Origin of the sequence: Streptomyces sp. NBC_01267, assembly GCF_036241575.1 — a bacterium.
Taxonomy (GTDB): Bacteria; Actinomycetota; Actinomycetes; order Streptomycetales; family Streptomycetaceae; genus Streptomyces.
On sequence record NZ_CP108455.1, the window covers coordinates 5,865,553 to 5,884,166 of the forward strand.

The window sequence follows — 18,614 nt, forward strand, 5'->3', positions numbered from 1 at the left end:
ATGACACAGACGAATGAAGGCGGCGACGTCCGTCTCGCCGGGATCAGCAAGACCTACGGGTCCTTCACCGCGGTGCACCCGCTGGATCTGACCGTTCCCCAGGGCACGTTCTTCGCCCTCCTCGGCGCCTCGGGCTGTGGCAAGACCACCACCCTGCGCATGATCGCCGGGCTTGAGGACCCCAGCACCGGAACGGTCCGGCTCGGCGACCGGGACGTCACCGACCTGCCGCCGTACAAGCGCCCGGTCAACACGGTCTTCCAGTCGTACGCGCTCTTCCCGCACCTCGACGTGACGGAGAACATCGCCTTCGGGCTGCGCAGGCGCGGCATCAAGTCCGTGAAGAAGCAGGTCGGCGACATGCTCGACCTCGTCCAGCTCGGCGACTTCGCGCACCGCAAGCCGCACCAGCTCTCCGGCGGCCAGCAGCAGCGCGTCGCCGTCGCCCGCGCGCTCATCAACCACCCGCAGGTGCTCCTCCTCGACGAGCCGCTCGGCGCCCTCGACCTGAAGCTGCGCCGTCAGATGCAGCTGGAACTCAAGCGGATCCAGACCGAGGTCGGCATCACCTTCGTCCATGTCACCCACGACCAGGAGGAGGCCATGACCATGGCCGACGCCGTCGCGGTGATGAACGGCGGCCGGGTCGAGCAACTGGGCGCGCCCGCCGATCTGTACGAGAACCCGCAGACCACCTTCGTCGCCAACTTCCTCGGCACGTCGAACCTCATCGAGGCCGAGGTCGTCACGGCGGGCAAGGACATCACCGTGCACGCGTCCGGCACCGAACTGCGGCTGCCCGCGAGCCGATGTACGGCCGCCACCAGCAGCGGCGGCAAGCTGCTCGTCGGGGTCCGCCCGGAGAAGATCGCCCTGGCGCACGCGGACGACGCCGCGGAGATAGCCGACGGACGCAACCGCGTCACCGGCCGGATAGCCGACTCCAGCTTCATCGGGGTCTCCACCCAGTACGTCGTCGACAGCCCGGTCTGCCCGCAGCTGGAGGTCTACGTACAGAACGTCGAGCGCGACGCACGGCTTCGGCCCGGCGCCGAGGTCGTGCTGCACTGGAACCCCGAGCACACCTTCGGCCTCGACGCGGGCCAGGCAGTGGACGCAGGGAAGTCGGGCACCGCAGGTGTCGAGGAGGCGGCGTGACCGTCACCGAGGCACCGCCCGCCGCCCCCGAGGCCGGGCCCGTGGTCCACAAGCGCCCGGTCCGCAAGCGGCTCGTCCCGTACTGGCTGCTGCTCCCCGGCATCGTCTGGCTGGTGGTCTTCTTCGCCCTGCCGATGATCTACCAGGCGTCGACGTCCGTGCAGACCGGTTCGCTGGAGGAGGGCTTCCGGGTCACCTGGCACTTCCAGACCTACTGGGACGCCCTGCACGAGTACTACCCGCAGTTCATCCGTTCCCTGCTCTACGCGGGCACGGCGACGATCCTCTGTCTGCTGCTGGGCTATCCGCTCTCGTACCTCATCGCCTTCAAGGCGGGCCGCTGGCGCAACCTGGTGCTGATCCTGGTCATCGCGCCGTTCTTCACCAGCTTCCTGATCCGCACGCTCGCCTGGAAGACGATCCTCGCGGACGGCGGCCCGGTCGTGGGCGTGCTGAACACGCTGCACATCCTGGACGTCACCAGCTGGCTCGGCTGGACCGAGGGCAGCCGGGTGCTGGCGACCCCCATGGCGGTGGTCTGCGGACTCACGTACAACTTCCTGCCGTTCATGATCCTGCCGCTCTACACCTCGCTGGAGCGGATCGACGGACGGCTGCACGAGGCGGCCGGGGACCTCTACGCCACCCCGGCCACCACCTTCCGCAAGGTGACCTTCCCGCTGTCCATGCCGGGTGTCGTCTCCGGAACCCTGCTCACCTTCATCCCGGCGGCCGGTGACTACGTCAACTCCGAACTGCTCGGCTCGACCGACACCAAGATGGTCGGCAGCGTCATCCAGTCGCAGTTCCTGCGCGTGCTCGACTATCCGACAGCCGCCGCGCTCTCCTTCATTCTCATGGCGATCGTGCTGATCATGGTCACCGTCTACATCCGCCGAGCCGGCACGGAGGACCTGGTCTGATGCTGAGGAACTCCACGCGCTGGCTCCGCCGCCATCTCGTCACCATCGCGGGCCTGATCACCCTCGCCTATCTGATCCTGCCCAACATCGTCGTGATGGTGTTCTCGTTCAACAAGCCCAACGGGCGCTTCAACATCACCTGGCAGCGGTTCTCCCTCGACGCCTGGAAGGACCCCTGCGGCGTCGCGGACATGTGCGGCTCGCTCAATCTCTCGCTGGAGATCGCGGTCTGGGCCACGATCGGCTCCACCGTGCTCGGCACGATGATCGCCTTCGCGCTGGTCCGCTACCGGTTCCGGGCGCGCGGTGCGATCAACTCGCTGATCTTCCTGCCGATGGCGATGCCCGAGGTCGTCATGGCCGCCTCGCTGCTGACGCTCTTCCTCAACATGGGCGCCCAGCTGGGCTTCTGGACCATCCTCATCGCGCACATCATGTTCTGCCTCAGCTTCGTCGTCACGGCGGTCAAGGCACGTGTGATGTCGATGGACCCCCGGCTGGAGGAAGCCGCGCGCGATCTCTACGCGAGCCCGGTGCAGACCTTCCTGCGGGTCACCCTGCCCATCGCCGCACCGGGGATCGCGGCGGGCGCACTGCTCGCCTTCGCGCTCTCCTTCGACGACTTCATCATCACCAACTTCAACGCGGGCTCGACCGTGACCTTCCCCATGTACGTCTGGGGATCGGCGCAGCGCGGCACGCCCGTGCAGATCAACGTCATCGGTACGGCGATGTTCATCATTGCGGTACTGGTGGTACTCGGCGGTCAGCTGATCAGCAACCGCCGCAAGAACAGCACACAGCACTGAGCAGTCCCTGAAGGAGTGGAACCCATGGCCCCAGCCGCCATGACCCGTGCCCTTGCCGCATCACTCGCCGACGCCGAGCCGGTGTCGTTCTGGCTGGAGGACCCGGGCAAGCCCGCCGCCCTGCCCGCGCTCACCGGCGACACCAGCTGCGACCTGCTGGTCGTCGGCGGCGGCTACAGCGGTCTGTGGACCGCGCTGCTCGCCAAGGAGCGCGACCCCGGCCGGGACGTCGTACTGATCGAGGGCAACGAGATCGGCTGGGCCGCGTCGGGCCGCAACGGCGGCTTCTGCGCCGCCTCGCTGACCCACGGCCTCGCCAACGGGCTGGAACGCTGGCCCGGCGAGATCAAGAAGCTGGAGGAACTGGGCGCGCGCAACCTCGACGCCATCGAGGCGGCCGTCGCCCGGTACGGGATCGACTGCGAATTCGAGCGCACCGGCGAGATCGACGTGGCCACCCAGCCCTACCAGGTCGACGAGTTGCGCGAGTGGCACCAGGAGGTGACCGAACTCGGCCTCGGGGGCGGTGAGTTCCTCGACCAGGACGCGCTGCGGTCCGAGGTCGACTCACCGACCTTCCTCGGCGGGCTGTACGACCGGGACGGGGTGGCGATGCTGCACCCCGCCAAGCTGGCCTGGGGCCTCAAGCAGGCCTGCCTCGGTCTCGGCGTACGGATCCACGAACGCACCCGGGGGCTCGACCTGGCCCGCTCGGGCACCGGGATGGCGGTCCGTACGCCGTACGGCAGGGTCTTCGCCCGGCACGTCGCGCTGGGTACGAACATCTTCCCCTCGCTGGTCAAGCGGGTGCGTCCGTACACCGTCCCGGTCTACGACTACGCGCTGATGACGGAGCCGCTCACCGAGGAGCAGCAGGCCGCGATCGGCTGGCGGAACAGGCAGGGGCTCGGTGACAGCGCCAACCAGTTCCACTACTTCCGGCTGACCGCCGACCACCGCATCCTGTGGGGCGGCTACGACGCGATCTATCCGTACGGCGGGCGGATGAGCGCCGATCTCGACCACCGCCCCGACACCTATCTGAGGCTCGCCGAGCACTTCTTCCAGTGCTTCCCACAGCTCGAAGGGATCCGCTTCAGTCACGCCTGGGGCGGCGCGATCGACACCTGCTCACGGTTCTCGGCCTTCTTCGGTACGGCGCACGGCGGCCGGGTCGCCTACGCGGCGGGCTTCACGGGCCTGGGCGTCGGGGCCACCCGGTTCGGCGGCGACGTGATGCTCGACCTGCTCTCCGGCGAGCGGACGGAGCGCACCGCGCTGGAAATGGTGCGCACCAAGCCGATGCCGTTCCCGCCCGAGCCGTTCGCCTGGGCGGGGATCGGGCTGACCAAGTGGTCGCTGGCGCGGGCGGACGAGCGGGACGGGCGGCGCAATCTCTGGCTGAAGTCGATGGACAAGCTGGGACTCGGCTTCGACTCCTGAGCGCTCTCCGGCTCCGGAGCGATCCGGGACGTCCGAGCGCTCCGGACGTCCGAGCGCTTCCGAGTGAAGCCTGACCGGGTGCTGAGCAGAGCCTGCCCCGGTCCTGGGCGAAGCGGGCCCCGAGGGGACCGGCCGCGATCCGGATGTGACCCGGTTCACCGCAGGAAAGGTGCGGAACCCGCGTCATGGATCACGGCCGGGCCCCTCTCTCCTTGTGCACGCAACATCTGCGCGTACACGAATGGAGGCCGGGCGATGGTTGGCACGGGGGCAAGGACCGCGGTGGAGTGGCTCGTTTCGGTGGCACCGGACCCTGATGCGTGCCGGTGGGAGTGGGAGCGCAACCCGTCGGGGGTCGCGCTCCTGCCCGCCGGACTGCGCTGGGACGTACTCATCGTTCCGGGGGAGCTCGGCTATCCGACCCTGGACGTCCTGACCCGCCTCGTCGACCGGCCGGGTCCGGTCCTCGCGGACTTCGGGGAGGCCAGGACGGGCTTCTTCGTACCCCCGGGCACCGCCTCCCGCTGGATCGGTACGGGCGTACGCGGCGCCGGACACGGCACCTGGATCGTGGTGCCGCATCCCGGACGTCCGGCCTTCCGGCCGGTCGGCGGGGTGCGCTGGCTGATCGCCCCGGACGGTTCGGGGACCCTCATCGATCCGGCCCTTCTCGAACTGGCCATGCACGAGGCGGCGGCCCTCATGGCGGACGACATTGGTGACGGATTGGTCTGAACCACCGTCGGCACGTGCGGGAAGTCTTGACAGTCCAATTGGTCTGGACCATGTTGAGCGCGCTTCACCACATCAATCCCCCCATGTCCGGAGGCAGTTGTGGAACGCTCAAGACTCCTGGCCGTGCTCGCCACGGCCGCGCTCGCGGCGGGCGGACTCGTCGCGACGGCCCAGGTCTCCCACGCGGCCGACTCGGAACTCGCCGGGAACGGCGGTTTCGAGTCCGGCCTGGACGGCTGGAGCTGTACGGCGGGCAGCGGCGCCGCCGTGAGCTCGCCCGTGCACGGCGGCAGTTCGGCCCTCAAGGCGACCCCGGCCGGTGGGGACGACGCCCAGTGCGCACAGACCGTCACGGTCGCGCCCGACTCGACGTACACACTCAGCGCCTGGGTGCAGGGGAGCTACGTCTATCTCGGCGCCTCCGGCACCGGAACCACCGACGTCTCCACCTGGACCCAGTCGGCGGGCAGCTGGCAACAGCTCAAGACCACCTTCAAGACCGGCGCGAGCACCACATCGGTGCAGATCTACACGCACGGCTGGTACGGCACCCCCGCCTACTACGCTGACGACGTCAGCCTGGTCGGCCCCGGCGGTCCCGCCGTACAGCTCCCGGCCGCTCCCGACGGGCTCAGGACCGGCACCGTCACCGCCACCGGTGTCGGCCTCTCCTGGAACGCGGTGCCCGGGGCGACCGGCTACACGGTCTACCGCGACGGCGCCAAGGCCCTCTCGGTGAGCGGCACTTCGGCCACCGTGAGCGGGCTCACCGCGCAGACCGCGTACAACTTCCAGGTCACCGCGACCAACTCCGCGGGCGAGTCGTCGAAGTCGGCGGCCGTCACCGCCACCACCGGCGCGACGGGCGGAGGCGGCACCGGCGCGGGGGCGCTGCCCGCGCACGCGCTGGTCGGCTATCTCCACTCCAGCTTCGCCAACGGTTCCGGCTACACGAAGATGGCCGACGTCCCGGACTCCTGGGACGTGATCGACCTGGCCTTCGGCGAACCGACGTCGCCCACCTCCGGCGACATCCGCTTCAACCTGTGCCCGGTCACCGAGTGCCCCGGTGTCGAGTCGGCGGACGCCTTCAAGGCCGCCATCAAGGCCAAACAGGCGGCGGGCAAGAAGGTGCTGATCTCCATCGGCGGCCAGAACGGCCAGGTGCAGCTCACCACCACCGCCGCCCGCGACACCTTCGTCTCCTCCGTCTCGAAGATCATCGACGACTACGGACTCGACGGCCTGGACATCGACTTCGAGGGCCACTCGCTCTCCCTGGACACCGGCGACACCGACTTCCGCAACCCGACCACCCCGGTCGTCGTCAACCTGATCTCCGCGCTGAAGACGCTCAAGGCGAAGTACGGCGACACGTTCGTCCTGACCATGGCGCCGGAGACCTTCTTCGTCCAGCTCGGGTACCAGTACTACGGCTCGGGCCCCTTCGGCGGACAGGACCCGAGGGCCGGCGCCTACCTGCCGGTGATCAACGCGCTGCGCGACGACCTGACCCTGCTGCACGTCCAGGACTACAACTCGGGCTCGATCATGGGCCTCGACAACCAGTACCACTCCATGGGCGGCTCGGACTTCCACATCGCCATGACCGACATGCTGCTCACCGGCTTCCCGGTGGCCGGCGACCAGACGAAGATCTTCGCCCCGCTCCGCCCGGACCAGGTGGCCATCGGTCTTCCGGCCTCGACCAACGCGGGCAACGGCTTCACCTCGACGGCCGATGTGAACAAGACGCTCAACTGCCTGACGAAGAAGACCGACTGCGGTTCCTACGCCACCCACGGCAGCTGGCCGGACCTGCGCGGCCTGATGACCTGGTCCATCAACTGGGACCTGTTCAACAAGGAGGAGTTCTCGAAGAACTTCGACGCATACCCGTGGAGCTGATCAGCAGCAGCGCACCGCACAGGCACCAACTGGCCACCACGTCCAGCGGCCAGTGGTAGCCGTGCAGCACCAGACCGGTACTCGTCGCCAGCGTCAGGACGACGGCGGCGGGTACCGGCCAGTTCCGCCGCGTGTACGGCGTCAGCAGCAGGGCCGCTCCGCCGTACGCGACCATCGCGGTCGCCGTGTGACCCGAGGGGAAGTACCCGGTGGACGGGTCGAGCGGTCCCGGCCGCGCCACCCAGAGCTTCAGCGGGACCACCAGGGCGGGCACCGCGGCCATCGCCAGCCCGGCGGCCAGCACGTCGAAACGGCTGCCGCGCCACAGCGCGTACGCCATCGCGGCCACCAGGACCACCACGGCGACCTGCGCGTTGCCCAGGTCCGAGAGGTACGCGCTCAGCCGACCGGGGCCGGTGCCGACCAGCTGGTGGTCGACGCGCACGTCCAGCTGCAGCAGCGGCCCCGTGGACATGACCTGCCAGGTGATCAGCGCGAAGAGGACCGCACAGCCGAGCGCGGAGAACAGCACACGCCGCAGCGGGGTCCGGGGAGGAAGGGAAGCCGGCCGCCCGGGAACAGGGGGGGTAGTTCCGGGGCGGCCGCCAGGACCGGTGTGCCGCGCGCCCCGGGGGGTGTGGGGCGAGCGGCCATCCGATCGGTGAGGAGACCCGGAGTCCGAAGCTCCGGTGGTGTGCGCGAAGGCACAGCCAGGCGTGAGCTGGGGAGGCCCTTGCCTGGAATCGCTCACAGTCACCTGTGAGCGGGGTGTTTCTCTCATCTGCCGCAACCGTACGGCAGATGCCCCGGGGGCCGACAGACGGAACTCCATCCCGCCATCGGCCCCCCACACGTTCTTCACAGTGCCCGACTGTAGCCGGAGGTCACACGCCTGCGAAGGCCTGTTCCAGCAAGTCGAGACCCTCGTTCAGCAGGTCCTCACCGATGACCAGGGGCGGCAGGAAACGCAGCACGTTCCCGTAGGTGCCACAGGTCAGGACCAGCAGTCCCACGGAGTGGCAAGCCTTGGCCAAAGCTGCGGTCGCCTCCGGGTTCGGGTCCTTGGTGCCGGACTTGACCAGCTCGATCGCGATCATCGCGCCACGGCCGCGGATGTCGCCGACGATGTCGTACTTCTCCTGAACGGCCGCCAGGCGGGTCTTCATGACCTCCTCGATGCGCTTCGCCTTCGCGTTGAGGTCGAGCTCCCGCATCGTCTCGATGGCGCCGAGAGCCGCGGCGCAGGCCACCGGGTTGCCGCCGTACGTACCGCCCAGGCCGCCGGAGTGCGCGGCGTCCATCATCTCGGCGCGGCCGGTCACCGCGGAGAGCGGCAGCCCGCCCGCGATGCCCTTGGCGGTGGTGATCAGGTCCGGGACGATGCCCTCGTCCTCGCACGCGAACCACTGGCCCGTACGGCAGAAACCGGACTGGATCTCGTCGGCCACGAAGACGATGCCGTTGTCCTTGGCGAACTGCGCGACGGCGGGCAGGAAGCCCTTCGCGGGCTCGATGAAGCCGCCCTCGCCGAGCACCGGCTCGATGATGATCGCGGCGACGTTGTCCGCGCCGATCTGCTTCTTGATCATGTCGATGGCCTGGGCGGAGGCCTCGGCTCCGGCGTTCTCCGGGCCGGTCGGCCAGCGGTAGGCGTACGCCACGGGCACCCGGTAGACCTCGGGCGCGAACGGGCCGAAGCCGTTCTTGTACGGCATGTTCTTGGCGGTCAGCGCCATCGTGAGGTTCGTACGGCCGTGGTAGCCGTGGTCGAAGACCACGACGGCCTGCCGCTTGGTGTACGCGCGGGCGATCTTCACCGCGTTCTCGACGGCCTCGGCGCCGGAGTTGAAGAGCGCCGACTTCTTGGCGTGGTCGCCGGGGGTCAGCTCGGCGAGCTGCTCGCAGACCTCGACGTACCCCTCGTACGGCGTGACCATGAAACAGCTGTGGGTGAAGTCGGCGAGCTGCGCGGACGCCCGGCGCACCACGGCCTCGGCGGACGCGCCGACCGAGGTCACGGCGATGCCGGAACCGAAGTCGATCAGCCGGTTGCCGTCGACGTCCTCGATGATGCCGCCGCCCGCGCGGGTCGTGAAGGCCGGCAGCACGGAGCCGACACCCGCGGCGACCGCGGCGTTGCGACGGACCTGCAGCTCCTGCGACTTCGGGCCGGGGATGGCGGTGACGACGCGGCGCTCCTGCGGGAGAGCGGACATGGGGGGCTCCTGTGGGACGAAATCGGACGCTTCCTCTTTTCAGCAGGCTAGGGGTGCGCTCCGGGCCGCGGCATGCTCCGTTCGGGAGTGATCGGGGCGTGTCGTTGTCCGTGACGGACATAGGCGCGTGACGGCGCCCGGCAGTGGGCACGTGGCACTAGATTGAGGCGCGAGATCGAGGCGCACCGCACAGGGCAGACCTGGCTGGTACAGGGGGCAGGGGTCATGGACACCGAAGGCACGTACGACGCACGCGGCACCCGGGGGGCCACCCCCTTACCGCGTCCTGCCGGGCCGCCCGTGGTCCCGCCCGCGCCGACCTACGCACCCGCGACCGGCCCGGTGCTCACCGAGTGGCTGGACGCCCCGCGCCACCACGCGGGGCCGGGCGTCTGGGCGTACGGACACGTGGAGCGCCCGCCGGAGTCCGCACACGTCCCCGGCCGCACCCTGGTCAGCGGCGCGGTGATCTCGCTGCTGGCCTGTGTGCTGGTCTGGTCGTTGTGGCGCAACGGCTACATCCCGTACTGGCGCATCCCGCTGGAACTCTTCACCCCCGGCGACTGGTGGAGCCGCCAGCGGATGGGCGAACCCGCGCCGGAGGGTGCCGTCCGGGCCCTGGAGTTCTACCGGTTCCTGATCGCCGGTGCGCTGCTCTACGGATTCGGCCGCCTGGGGAACTGGCGCGCGCTCTTCGAGCGCACCGTCGACGGCCGGGGGCCGCGCGTCCGCGCGGTGGCCGCGGCGGCCGTCGGGTTCGTCGTCTGGATGTTCGTCTGGGCGGGCACCCTGCCCGGTCTCGACCTGGTCTTCATGCTGCTGCCGCGGCCCTGGCTGACCGGCGGCGGCGACCCGGTCGCGGCGGCGGCCGTGGCGTACACGGTGTACGCGCTGATCACACTCGCCATTGCCTGGCCGTTCGCCAGGCTCGGCCGCTGGGGTTCGCTGCTGCGGGCCGCCCGCCACCCGCAGGACCGCCCCGCGCCGCCGCACGCCGCGACCGCGCACCGCGCCGCGCCGGACGCACCTGCCACCGGCCCGGCCGACTGGCCGGAGTTGCGGGCCCAGGGCCTCGTCGAACTCGCCGACCGGCTCTCCGACGAGGTGCGCTCCGGGCGGATGAACGACGTCGACTACACCCGGGTCCGCCGGGCCTGGCGCTCCGTGCAGGCGGATCCCTCCCGGCTCGAATCCTTCACCGACGCGGTGCGCAGGATGGGCTCGGCGGCCTGTGTGCACCCCTCCGGCGCCCGTGACCTGCCGGTGCGCGCGGCCCGGCACGATCTGTTCGAACGCCAGGTCAGGCTCGGCACGGTCGAGCCCGGCGAGCGCAATCCGTACGCCAGGCGCGGCACCGGACTCGCCCTCGACCCCGAACTGCTCGGCACCTCGCTGCTGGCCGTCGGCCCGCCCGGCACCGGGAAGACCCGCCATCTGGTGCGGCCCGTGGTCGAATCGCTGGCCCTCCAGGCGCTCGCGGGCCAGGCCGCCGTCATCGTCGTCGCCGCGGCGGGCACCCAGCTCGGGCCCGACGACGCGTACGACGTGGTGGTCAAGTTCGGCGACCCCGCCTCCGTGTACGACTTCGACCTCTACGGCGGCACCACCGACCCCGACGAGGCCGCGGCCGTACTCGCCGAGGCCTTCACCGGCGACCTCCCCGAGGTGGACAGCAGGCGCGCGTCCACCGCGCTCGCCCAGCTGCTCGGCCCCTACCGCGCGGCCCACGGCCACTTCCCCTCCGTGCCCGAGCTGCGCGAGCTCCTCGACGGAGTGCCCGCGGCGCTCGCCACCCTGCGCGAGGCGCTCGACGCGGGCGGCCACTTCGGCCTCCAGCGCGAACTCGACGCCCGCGCCCGGCAGTCCGGAGCGCCCGGCGATCCCGGACCCGCGCTCGCCGACCGGGTCGCCACCCTCGACCGGCCCGCTTTCGCCGGGTTCTTCGACACCGACGGCAGGTCCAGGCCCTTCTCGCTGCGTTCCCTGGAACACCCCGTCCGGGTCCGGATCGACCTGCCCGAGCGCGGCCACGCCGAGGCCTCGCGGGTGCTCGCACGGCTGGTGCTCGCCCAGTTCACCGCGAGCGCGTCGGTCCGCGCCGACCGCTCGCTCTTCGCCTGCCTCGTCCTCGACGACGCGACCCGTACCGTCACCGCCGACTCGGTCCGCTCCGTCCAGCGGCTGCGCTCCGCCCACGCCGGGGCGGTACTCACCCTGCGCAGCCTCAGCGACGTCCCGGAGGAACTGCACACCGCGCTGCTCGGGGCCGTCGGCTGCCGGATGGCCTTCTCCGGTGTGACCACCTGGGAGGGCCGGTCGTTCGCGGAGGCGTGGGGCACCGAGTGGGTGGAGACCAGGGACGTCACCCAGCGCACGGTCTTCGCAGATCAGCCGCTGACCCGGGCCATCCACTCGTTCAGGAAACTTGTCACAGGGAAGGCGGTGACGACGGACGCGGTGACGGTACGGAAGGTCGAGCGCGAGCGGTGGTCGGCCTCCGACCTGGCACATTCCGTGCCCGCGAGCCACGCGGTGCTGTCCCTGACCACGGTGCGCGGCGAACACGCGCCACCGCTCCTGGTGGATCTGCGCGGCTGATCCGGTACAGCGACTCGTACGCCCTGGCAGAATCGGGGGAGCCGTTCATACGGGACGGCGCACTTCTCACCCGTTCTTCAGCCGAAGGTCCTACGGTCCTGCCATGCCGCCCACGCTCGCCTCGCTCGTCCACCACTCCACGCTCAAACTGACCGTGCGAGCGGGGGAGGGCCGCCTGGACACGCCGGTGCGCTGGGCCCATGTGAGCGAGCTCGCCGACCCCGTTCCGTACATGGAGGGCGGTGAGCTCCTCCTCATCACCGCCATGACGCTGGACACCGAGGACCCGGAGGCGATGCGGCGGTACGTACGACGGCTCGCCAAGGCCGGAGTGGTCGGGCTCGGCTTCGCGGTGGGCGTCCACTACGAGGACATCCCGGCAACTCTGGTCACCGCGGCCGAGGAGGAGGGCCTGCCCCTCCTGGAGGTGCCCCGCCGTACGCCGTTCCTGGCCATCAGCAAGGCGGTCTCGGCGGCCATCGCGGCCGACCAGTACCGCTCGGTGACCGCGGGTTTCGAGGCCCAGCGCGAGCTGACCCGGGCCGCGCTGGGCGGCGACGGCCCCGGCGACCTGCTGGCGCGGCTCGCCTCGCACGTGAACGGCTGGGCCGCGCTGTACGACGCGTCCGGAGCCGTCGTGGCCGCCGCCCCGGAGTGGGCCGCCCGCCGGGCCGCCCGGCTCACCCCCGACGTGGCGCGGCTCGGCGGGCGCCCGGCCCCGGCGAGCGCCGTCGTCGGAGGCTCGGACGACCGCGTCGAACTCCAGTCCCTCGGCACCGGCCGCCGCCCGCACGGCGCGCTCGCCGTGGGCACGGGCGCGCCCCTGGGCACCGCCGAGCGGTACGCCGTGCACTCCGCGGTCGCCCTGCTCACCCTGACCACGGAGCGCTCGCGTGCACTGCGCGCGGCCGAGCAGCGGCTGGGTGCGGCGGTGCTCCGGATGCTGCTGGCCGGGGAGCCCGACCACGCGCGGACGGTCGCCGGGGACCTCTACAACGGTCTGCTGGACGCTCCGTACCGACTCCTCATCGCCGAGGGCGCACCGACCGCTCTCCACGAACTGGCCGAGGCCCTGGAGTCCGGTGCGTCCCGCGCGGGCGAGATGGTGCTCGTGGTCCCCGAGGGCGAACGGCTGGTCGTGCTGGCCGCCGACGCGGGAGCGGCGGTCACGGCCTGCACGGCGTACGCCCGCGGGCTGGAGGCCGACCGCGCTCGTGTGGAGCCCCCGGTCCCCACGGGCGAGGAGAGCGAGGTGGTCGTCGGCCAGTCGGCCCCGGCCGGCACGATCGCCGCGGCTTCCGCGTACCGCCAGGCCGAACAGGCGCTCTCGGTCGCCCGCCGCCGGGGCCGGGTCCTGGTCGAGCACGAGGACCTGGCGGCCGGTTCGGTGGTCCCGCTGCTCGCGGACGACGCGGTACGGGCGTTCGCCGACGGGATGCTGAGGCCGCTGCACGAGCACGACGCGACCGGCCGCGGCGACCTGGTGGCGTCCCTGCGCGCCTGGCTCGCCCACCACGGCCAGTGGGACGCGGCGGCGGCGAACCTCGGGGTGCACCGCCACACGCTGCGCTACCGGATGCGGCGTGTGGAGGAGATCCTGGGGCGGTCGCTGGACGATCCGGACGTACGCATGGAGCTGTGGCTGGCGCTGAAGGCGACCAGCATGCCGTGACCAGCGGTGCCGTGCCCGGCCGACTCGTGCCCGGCCGACCCGCGACCGGCCGAGCCGTGACCAGGCAGGAGGCGGCGGACCCGCGATCGGGGAACGGTCCGTGGTGACGGGGCGGGGCGCAACTCACCGCCCCGCCCTGTCACGCGACATTCCGTCACCCCGCACCGCCCCCACCACTCCACCCCGGACAAACACAACGCCGCTCCGGTACCCCTACCGTTGGAATCAACCACCCACCACCACGGAAGGGCCGGAATCTCATGACTTCCACCCATGCCTTCTGGCTCGCCGGCCGCCAGGCCACCGGCGAGGACACCTTCGACGTCACCTCACCCTGGGACGGCCGGACCGTCGGCACGGTCGCCGTTCCGACCGACGCCCAGGTCGAGGAGGCCGTCGCCGCCGCCCACGCGGTCCGCGACGCATTCGCGGCGACCCCCGCGCACGTACGCGCCGCCGCCCTCGACCACGTCTCGCGCCGCCTGGTCGAGCGCACCGAGGAGATCGCGCAGCTGATCACGGCCGAGAACGGCAAGCCCATCAAGTGGGCCCGCGGCGAGGTCGGCCGGGCCGTCTCGGTGTTCCGGTTCGCCGCCGAGGAGGCCCGCCGCTACAACGGCGGCGAGGCACAGCGCCTGGACACCGACGCCGGTGGCGTGGGCCGCCTCGCGCTGACGCGCCGCTTCCCCCGTGGTGCGGTCCTCGGCATCGCGCCGTTCAACTTCCCGCTCAACCTGTGCGCCCACAAGATCGCCCCGGCGATCGCGGTCGGCGCGCCGATCATCCTCAAGCCCGCCCCGGCGACGCCCCTGTCGGGACTCGTGCTCGGCGAGCTGCTGGCCGAGACCGAGCTGCCCGCGGGCTCCTGGTCGGTCCTCCCGGTGAGCAACGACCGGATGCCCGCCCTCGTCCAGGACGAGCGGCTCCCGGTCATCTCCTTCACGGGTTCCGACAAGGTCGGCTACGCGATCATGGATTCGGTTCCGCGCAAGCACATCACGCTGGAACTCGGCGGCAACGGCGCGGCCGTCGTCCTCGCCGACTACGCCTCCGAGAAGGACCTCGACCAGGCCGCGTCCCGGATCGCCACCTTCTCGAACTACCAGGGCGGCCAGTCCTGCATCTCGGTGCAGCGGGTGATCGCCGACGCCTCGGTGTACGACCGGCTCGTCCCGAAGATCGTCGCGGCCGTGGCCGCGCAGGGCACCGGCGACCCCGCGGACGCCGCCACCGACGTCGGCCCGCTGGTCAGCGAGGACGCGGCCAGGCGCGTCGAGACCTGGGTGGACGAGGCCGTGAAGGCGGGCGCCCAGCTGCTCGCCGGCGGTACCCGCGACGGCGCCGCCTACGCGCCGACCGTGCTCGCCGACGTACCGGCGGACACCACGGTCGCCCGCGAGGAGATCTTCGGCCCCGTCATGACCCTCACCAGGGTCGACGGGGAGGAAGCGGCGTTCGCCGCCGTCAACGACTCCAAGTACGGCCTGCAGGCGGGCGTGTTCACGCACGACGTGCAGGCGGCGTTCCGCGCCCACAGCGCCCTGGAGGTCGGCGGCGTGATCGTCGGCGACGTCCCGTCGTACCGCGCGGACCAGATGCCCTACGGCGGTGCCAAGCAGTCCGGCGTCGGCCGCGAGGGCGTGCGCTTCGCCATGGAGGACTACACCTACGAGCGGGTCATGGTCTTCACGGGCGTCTCGCTGTGACCGTAGTGACCGCGTGACCTGAACGGACGCAGCTGTTCCCGGCCCGGCCACCCCTCGTACGCGCGAGGGGTGGCCGCAGTGGCAGGAATGGGGTAGATACGGACGAGTAGCACCACCCTGGTCGCAGGCAGGTGTGTCCACCCCACATCCGCGGTGAGGAGTACCCCTCATGACCGCACCACTCGACAAGCCCCGGGTCACCGAGCGTGAAGCGCGCCAGGTCGCCGAGGCCGCGCGGGAGCAGGACTGGCACAAGCCGTCCTTCGCCAAGGAGCTGTTCCTCGGCCGCTTCCGCCTCGACCTGATCCATCCCCATCCGCTGCCCGACGCGGAGGCCGCCCGGCGCGGCGAGGCCTTCCTGGCGAAGCTCCGCGTCTTCTGCGAGACGCGGATCGACGGCGCGCTGATCGAACGCGAGGCGCGGATCCCCGACGAGACGGTCGACGGGCTCAAGAAGCTCGGCGCGCTCGGCATGAAGATCGACACCAAGTACGGCGGTCTCGGCCTCACGCAGGTGTACTACAACCGGGCACTGTCCCTGATCGGTTCGGCCAGCCCGGCCGTCGGCGCGCTGCTCTCCGCGCACCAGTCCATCGGTGTCCCGCAGCCGCTGAAGCAGTTCGGCACCCAGGAGCAGAAGGACACCTTCCTGCCGAGGCTGGCCCGCACCGACATCTCGGCGTTCCTGCTCACCGAGCCGGACGTCGGCTCCGACCCGGCCCGCCTGGCGACCTCGGCGGTCCCGGACGGCGACACGTACGTCCTCGACGGGGTGAAGCTCTGGACGACCAACGGTGTCGTCGCGGATCTGCTCGTCGTGATGGCCCGGGTCCCGAGGACCGCGGACCGCAAGGGCGGCATCACCGCCTTCATCGTCGAGGCGGACTCCCCGGGCATCACCGTCGAGCACCGCAACGCCTTCATGGGCCTGCGCGGCCTGGAGAACGGCGTGACCCGGTTCCACCAGGTCCGGGTCCCCGCCGCGAACCGCATCGGCCCGGAGGGCGCCGGTCTCAAGATCGCCCTCACCACCCTCAACACCGGGCGCCTCTCGCTTCCCGCGATGTGCGTGGGCGCCGGCAAATGGTGTCTGAAAATCGCCCGCGAGTGGTCGGCCGAGCGGGAACAGTGGGGCAGGCCCGTGGCCCGCCACGAGGCGGTCGGCGCCAAGATCTCCTTCATCGCCGCGACCACCTTCGCCCTCGAAGCAGTCGTCGACCTCTCCTCCCAGATGGCCGACGAGGACCGCAACGACATCCGCATCGAAGCCGCGCTCGCCAAGCTCTACGGCTCCGAGATGGGCTGGCGGATGGCGGACGAACTGGTCCAGATCCGCGGCGGCCGGGGCTTCGAGACCGCGGACTCCCTCGCGGCCCGCGGCGAACGGCCCGTCCCCGCCGAGCAGATGCTCAGGGACATGCGCATCAACCGCATCTTCGAGGGCTCGACGGAGATCATGCACCTGCTGATCGCCCGGGAGGCCGTCGACGCCCACCTCTCGGTCGCGGGCGACCTGATCGACCCCGACGCCTCGCTGAAGGACAAGGCACGGGCGGGCGGACAGGCCACCGCGTTCTACGCCCGCTGGCTGCCGAAGCTGGTCGCGGGCCCGGGACAGCTCCCCGGCGCGTACGCCGCGTTCCACCCGCACGGCCACCCGGACCTCTCCGTACACCTGCGCCACGTCGAACGCTCTGCCCGCAAGCTGGCCCGCTCGACCTTCTACGCCATGTCGCGCTGGCAGGGAAAGATGGAGACCAAGCAGGGCTTCCTGGGCCGCATCGTCGACATCGGCGCGGAACTCTTCGCGATGAGCGCGGCCTGCGTACGGGCCGAACTCCTGCGCTCGTCGGACGACCACGGGCGCGAGGCGTACCAACTGGCCGACGTCTTCTGCCGCCAGGCCCGCATCCGGGTGGACGAACTCTTCACCCGGCTCTGGAGCAACACCGACGACCTGGACCGCACGGTGGTCTCGGGGGTCCTGTCCGGTACGTACACCTGGCTGGAACAGGGCATCGTCGACCCCTCCGGCGAAGGCCCCTGGATCGCCGACGCGACCCCGGGACCGTCCACGACGGACAACGTCCACCGCAGAATCCGCTGACCCCCTGCCCGGGGCGGTCCACTGTCCGGACCGCCCCGGCGCCCGGCGCGCACGCACGGCAGAATGTCCGTCCGTGACCGTGATCGAAATCCCCGGCTCCAAGTCCGTCACCGCCCGCGCCCTGTTCCTGGCCGCGGCGGCCGAAGGCACCACCACCCTGCTGCGCCCCCTCGTCTCCGACGACACCGAGGGGTTCGCCGGGGGACTGACCGCACTCGGCTACCAGGTGGACCGCGGCCCGGACGCCTGGCGCGTCGAGGGCCGCCCCGAAGGCCCCGCGGTGGCCGAGGCGCAGGTGTACTGCCGGGACGGCGCCACCACGGCCCGCTTCCTGCCCACCCTCGCGAGTGCGGGCCGCGGCGTCTACCGCTTCGACGCGTCACCGCAGATGCGCCGCCGCCCGCTCGCCCCGCTCACCCGCGCCCTCCAGGAGCTGGGCGTCGACCTGGTGCACGAGGAGGCCGAGGGGCACCACCCGCTGCGGATCGACGCGACGGGCATCAAGGGCGGGGAACTCACCCTCGATGCGGGCCAGTCGTCCCAGTACCTCACCGCGCTGCTGATGCTCGGACCGCTCACCGAAACGGGTCTGCGCATCACCGTCACGGACCTCGTCTCCGCCCCGTACATCGAGATCACCCTCGCGATGATGCGCAGCTTCGGCGTCGAAGTGGTCCGCGAGGGCCAGGTGTTCACGGTTCCGCCCGGCGGCTACCGGGCCACCGAGTACGCCGTCGAGCCGGACGCCTCCACCGCGAGCTACTTCTTCGCCGCGGCGGCCGTCACCGGGCGCAGCGTCACCGTCCCCGGCCTCGGCACCGGCGCGCTCCAGGGCGATCTGCGGTTCGTGGACGTGCTGCGGCGGATGGGCGCCGACGTCCGGACGACCGGGACGGGAACCACCGTCACCGGCCCCGACCGCCTCGGCGGGCTCACGGTCACCATGCGCGACATCTCCGACACCATGCCGACGCTGGCCGCCATCGCCCCCTACGCGGCGTCCCCGGTCCGGATCGAGGACGTCGGCAACACCCGGGTGAAGGAGTGCGACCGGCTGGAGGCGTGCGCGCAGAACCTCCGCGCGCTCGGCATCGACGTCGCCACCGGGCCGGACTGGATCGAGATCCGGCCGGGTGCGCCCCGCCCCGCCCGGATCACCACGCACGGCGACCACCGCATCGTGATGTCGTTCGCGGTCACCGGCCTGGGTACACCGGGCATCACCTTCGACGACCCCGGCTGCGTACGGAAGACGTTCCCCGGTTTCCACGAGGCGTTCGCGGAGCTTCAGCGCACCTGGTGAGGGGAGCGGGTGCCGATTGCCCGATCGGCCGGACCC

Annotated in this window: 13 protein-coding genes; 11 read left to right on the forward strand and 2 right to left on the reverse strand. The window is 71.2% G+C overall.

The window, feature by feature from the left end; genetic code table 11:
• From OG709_RS26895 to OG709_RS26920, 6 genes are all read left to right on the forward strand, one after another.
• The gene (locus OG709_RS26895) at window positions 1-1,158 is read left to right on the forward strand and encodes an ABC transporter ATP-binding protein (protein ID WP_250297484.1); all 1,158 of its coding nucleotides are present in this window, start codon (window positions 1-3) and stop codon (window positions 1,156-1,158) included.
• Complete coding sequence (locus OG709_RS26900; RefSeq protein WP_250297482.1) at window positions 1,155-2,081, forward strand: ABC transporter permease; 927 nt, start codon at window positions 1,155-1,157, stop codon at window positions 2,079-2,081. Before OG709_RS26895 ends, OG709_RS26900 begins: the two co-directional genes overlap by 4 nt.
• Entirely contained in the window at window positions 2,081-2,890 is an 810-nt protein-coding gene (locus OG709_RS26905; RefSeq protein ID WP_250297480.1) for an ABC transporter permease, read from the forward strand. Before OG709_RS26900 ends, OG709_RS26905 begins: the two co-directional genes overlap by 1 nt.
• 24 nt (window positions 2,891-2,914) lie before the next feature.
• Window positions 2,915-4,333, forward strand: a complete 1,419-nt coding sequence (locus OG709_RS26910; RefSeq protein WP_250297479.1) for an NAD(P)/FAD-dependent oxidoreductase — start codon at window positions 2,915-2,917, stop codon at window positions 4,331-4,333.
• A 255-nt stretch (window positions 4,334-4,588) separates the two neighbouring features.
• Window positions 4,589-5,068: a hypothetical protein gene (locus OG709_RS26915; RefSeq protein ID WP_266640507.1), complete on the forward strand. Its 480-nt coding sequence runs from the start codon at window positions 4,589-4,591 to the stop codon at window positions 5,066-5,068.
• A gap of 99 nt (window positions 5,069-5,167) precedes the next feature.
• A complete protein-coding gene (locus tag OG709_RS26920) occupies window positions 5,168-6,976 on the forward strand; it encodes a chitinase (protein WP_266640506.1) in 1,809 nt (602 codons plus the stop codon).
• On the opposite strand, the gene OG709_RS26925 is transcribed toward OG709_RS26920, so the two are convergent.
• The gene (locus OG709_RS26925) at window positions 6,927-7,757 is read right to left on the reverse strand and encodes a phosphatase PAP2 family protein (protein ID WP_329167878.1); all 831 of its coding nucleotides are present in this window, start codon (window positions 7,755-7,757) and stop codon (window positions 6,927-6,929) included. The two genes, OG709_RS26920 and OG709_RS26925, sit on opposite strands and share 50 nt — an antisense overlap.
• 103 nt (window positions 7,758-7,860) lie before the next feature.
• Window positions 7,861-9,192 carry a 4-aminobutyrate--2-oxoglutarate transaminase gene (gabT, locus tag OG709_RS26930; protein WP_329167880.1) on the reverse strand — a complete coding sequence of 444 codons (1,332 nt, stop codon included), beginning with the start codon at window positions 9,190-9,192 and terminating at the stop codon, window positions 7,861-7,863.
• Window positions 9,193-9,417: 225 nt separating this feature from the next.
• Between gabT and OG709_RS26935 the strand changes: the two genes are divergently transcribed.
• The 5 genes from OG709_RS26935 (at window position 9,418) to aroA (ending at window position 18,578) form a co-directional block, all read left to right on the forward strand.
• The gene (locus OG709_RS26935; RefSeq protein WP_266640503.1) at window positions 9,418-11,790 is read left to right on the forward strand and encodes an ATP/GTP-binding protein; all 2,373 of its coding nucleotides are present in this window, start codon (window positions 9,418-9,420) and stop codon (window positions 11,788-11,790) included.
• Window positions 11,791-11,893: 103 nt separating this feature from the next.
• Window positions 11,894-13,462, forward strand: a complete 1,569-nt coding sequence (locus OG709_RS26940) for a PucR family transcriptional regulator (RefSeq protein WP_250297471.1) — start codon at window positions 11,894-11,896, stop codon at window positions 13,460-13,462.
• A gap of 260 nt (window positions 13,463-13,722) precedes the next feature.
• Window positions 13,723-15,168 carry an aldehyde dehydrogenase family protein gene (locus OG709_RS26945; protein WP_250297470.1) on the forward strand — a complete coding sequence of 482 codons (1,446 nt, stop codon included), beginning with the start codon at window positions 13,723-13,725 and terminating at the stop codon, window positions 15,166-15,168.
• Between the two features lie 169 nt (window positions 15,169-15,337).
• On the forward strand, window positions 15,338-17,275 hold the full coding sequence (locus OG709_RS26950; RefSeq protein ID WP_266640501.1) for an acyl-CoA dehydrogenase family protein: 1,938 nt from the start codon (window positions 15,338-15,340) through the stop codon (window positions 17,273-17,275).
• 73 nt (window positions 17,276-17,348) lie between these two features.
• On the forward strand, window positions 17,349-18,578 hold the full coding sequence (gene aroA / locus OG709_RS26955; protein ID WP_250297467.1) for a 3-phosphoshikimate 1-carboxyvinyltransferase: 1,230 nt from the start codon (window positions 17,349-17,351) through the stop codon (window positions 18,576-18,578).
• Window positions 18,579-18,614 lie beyond the last annotated feature (36 nt).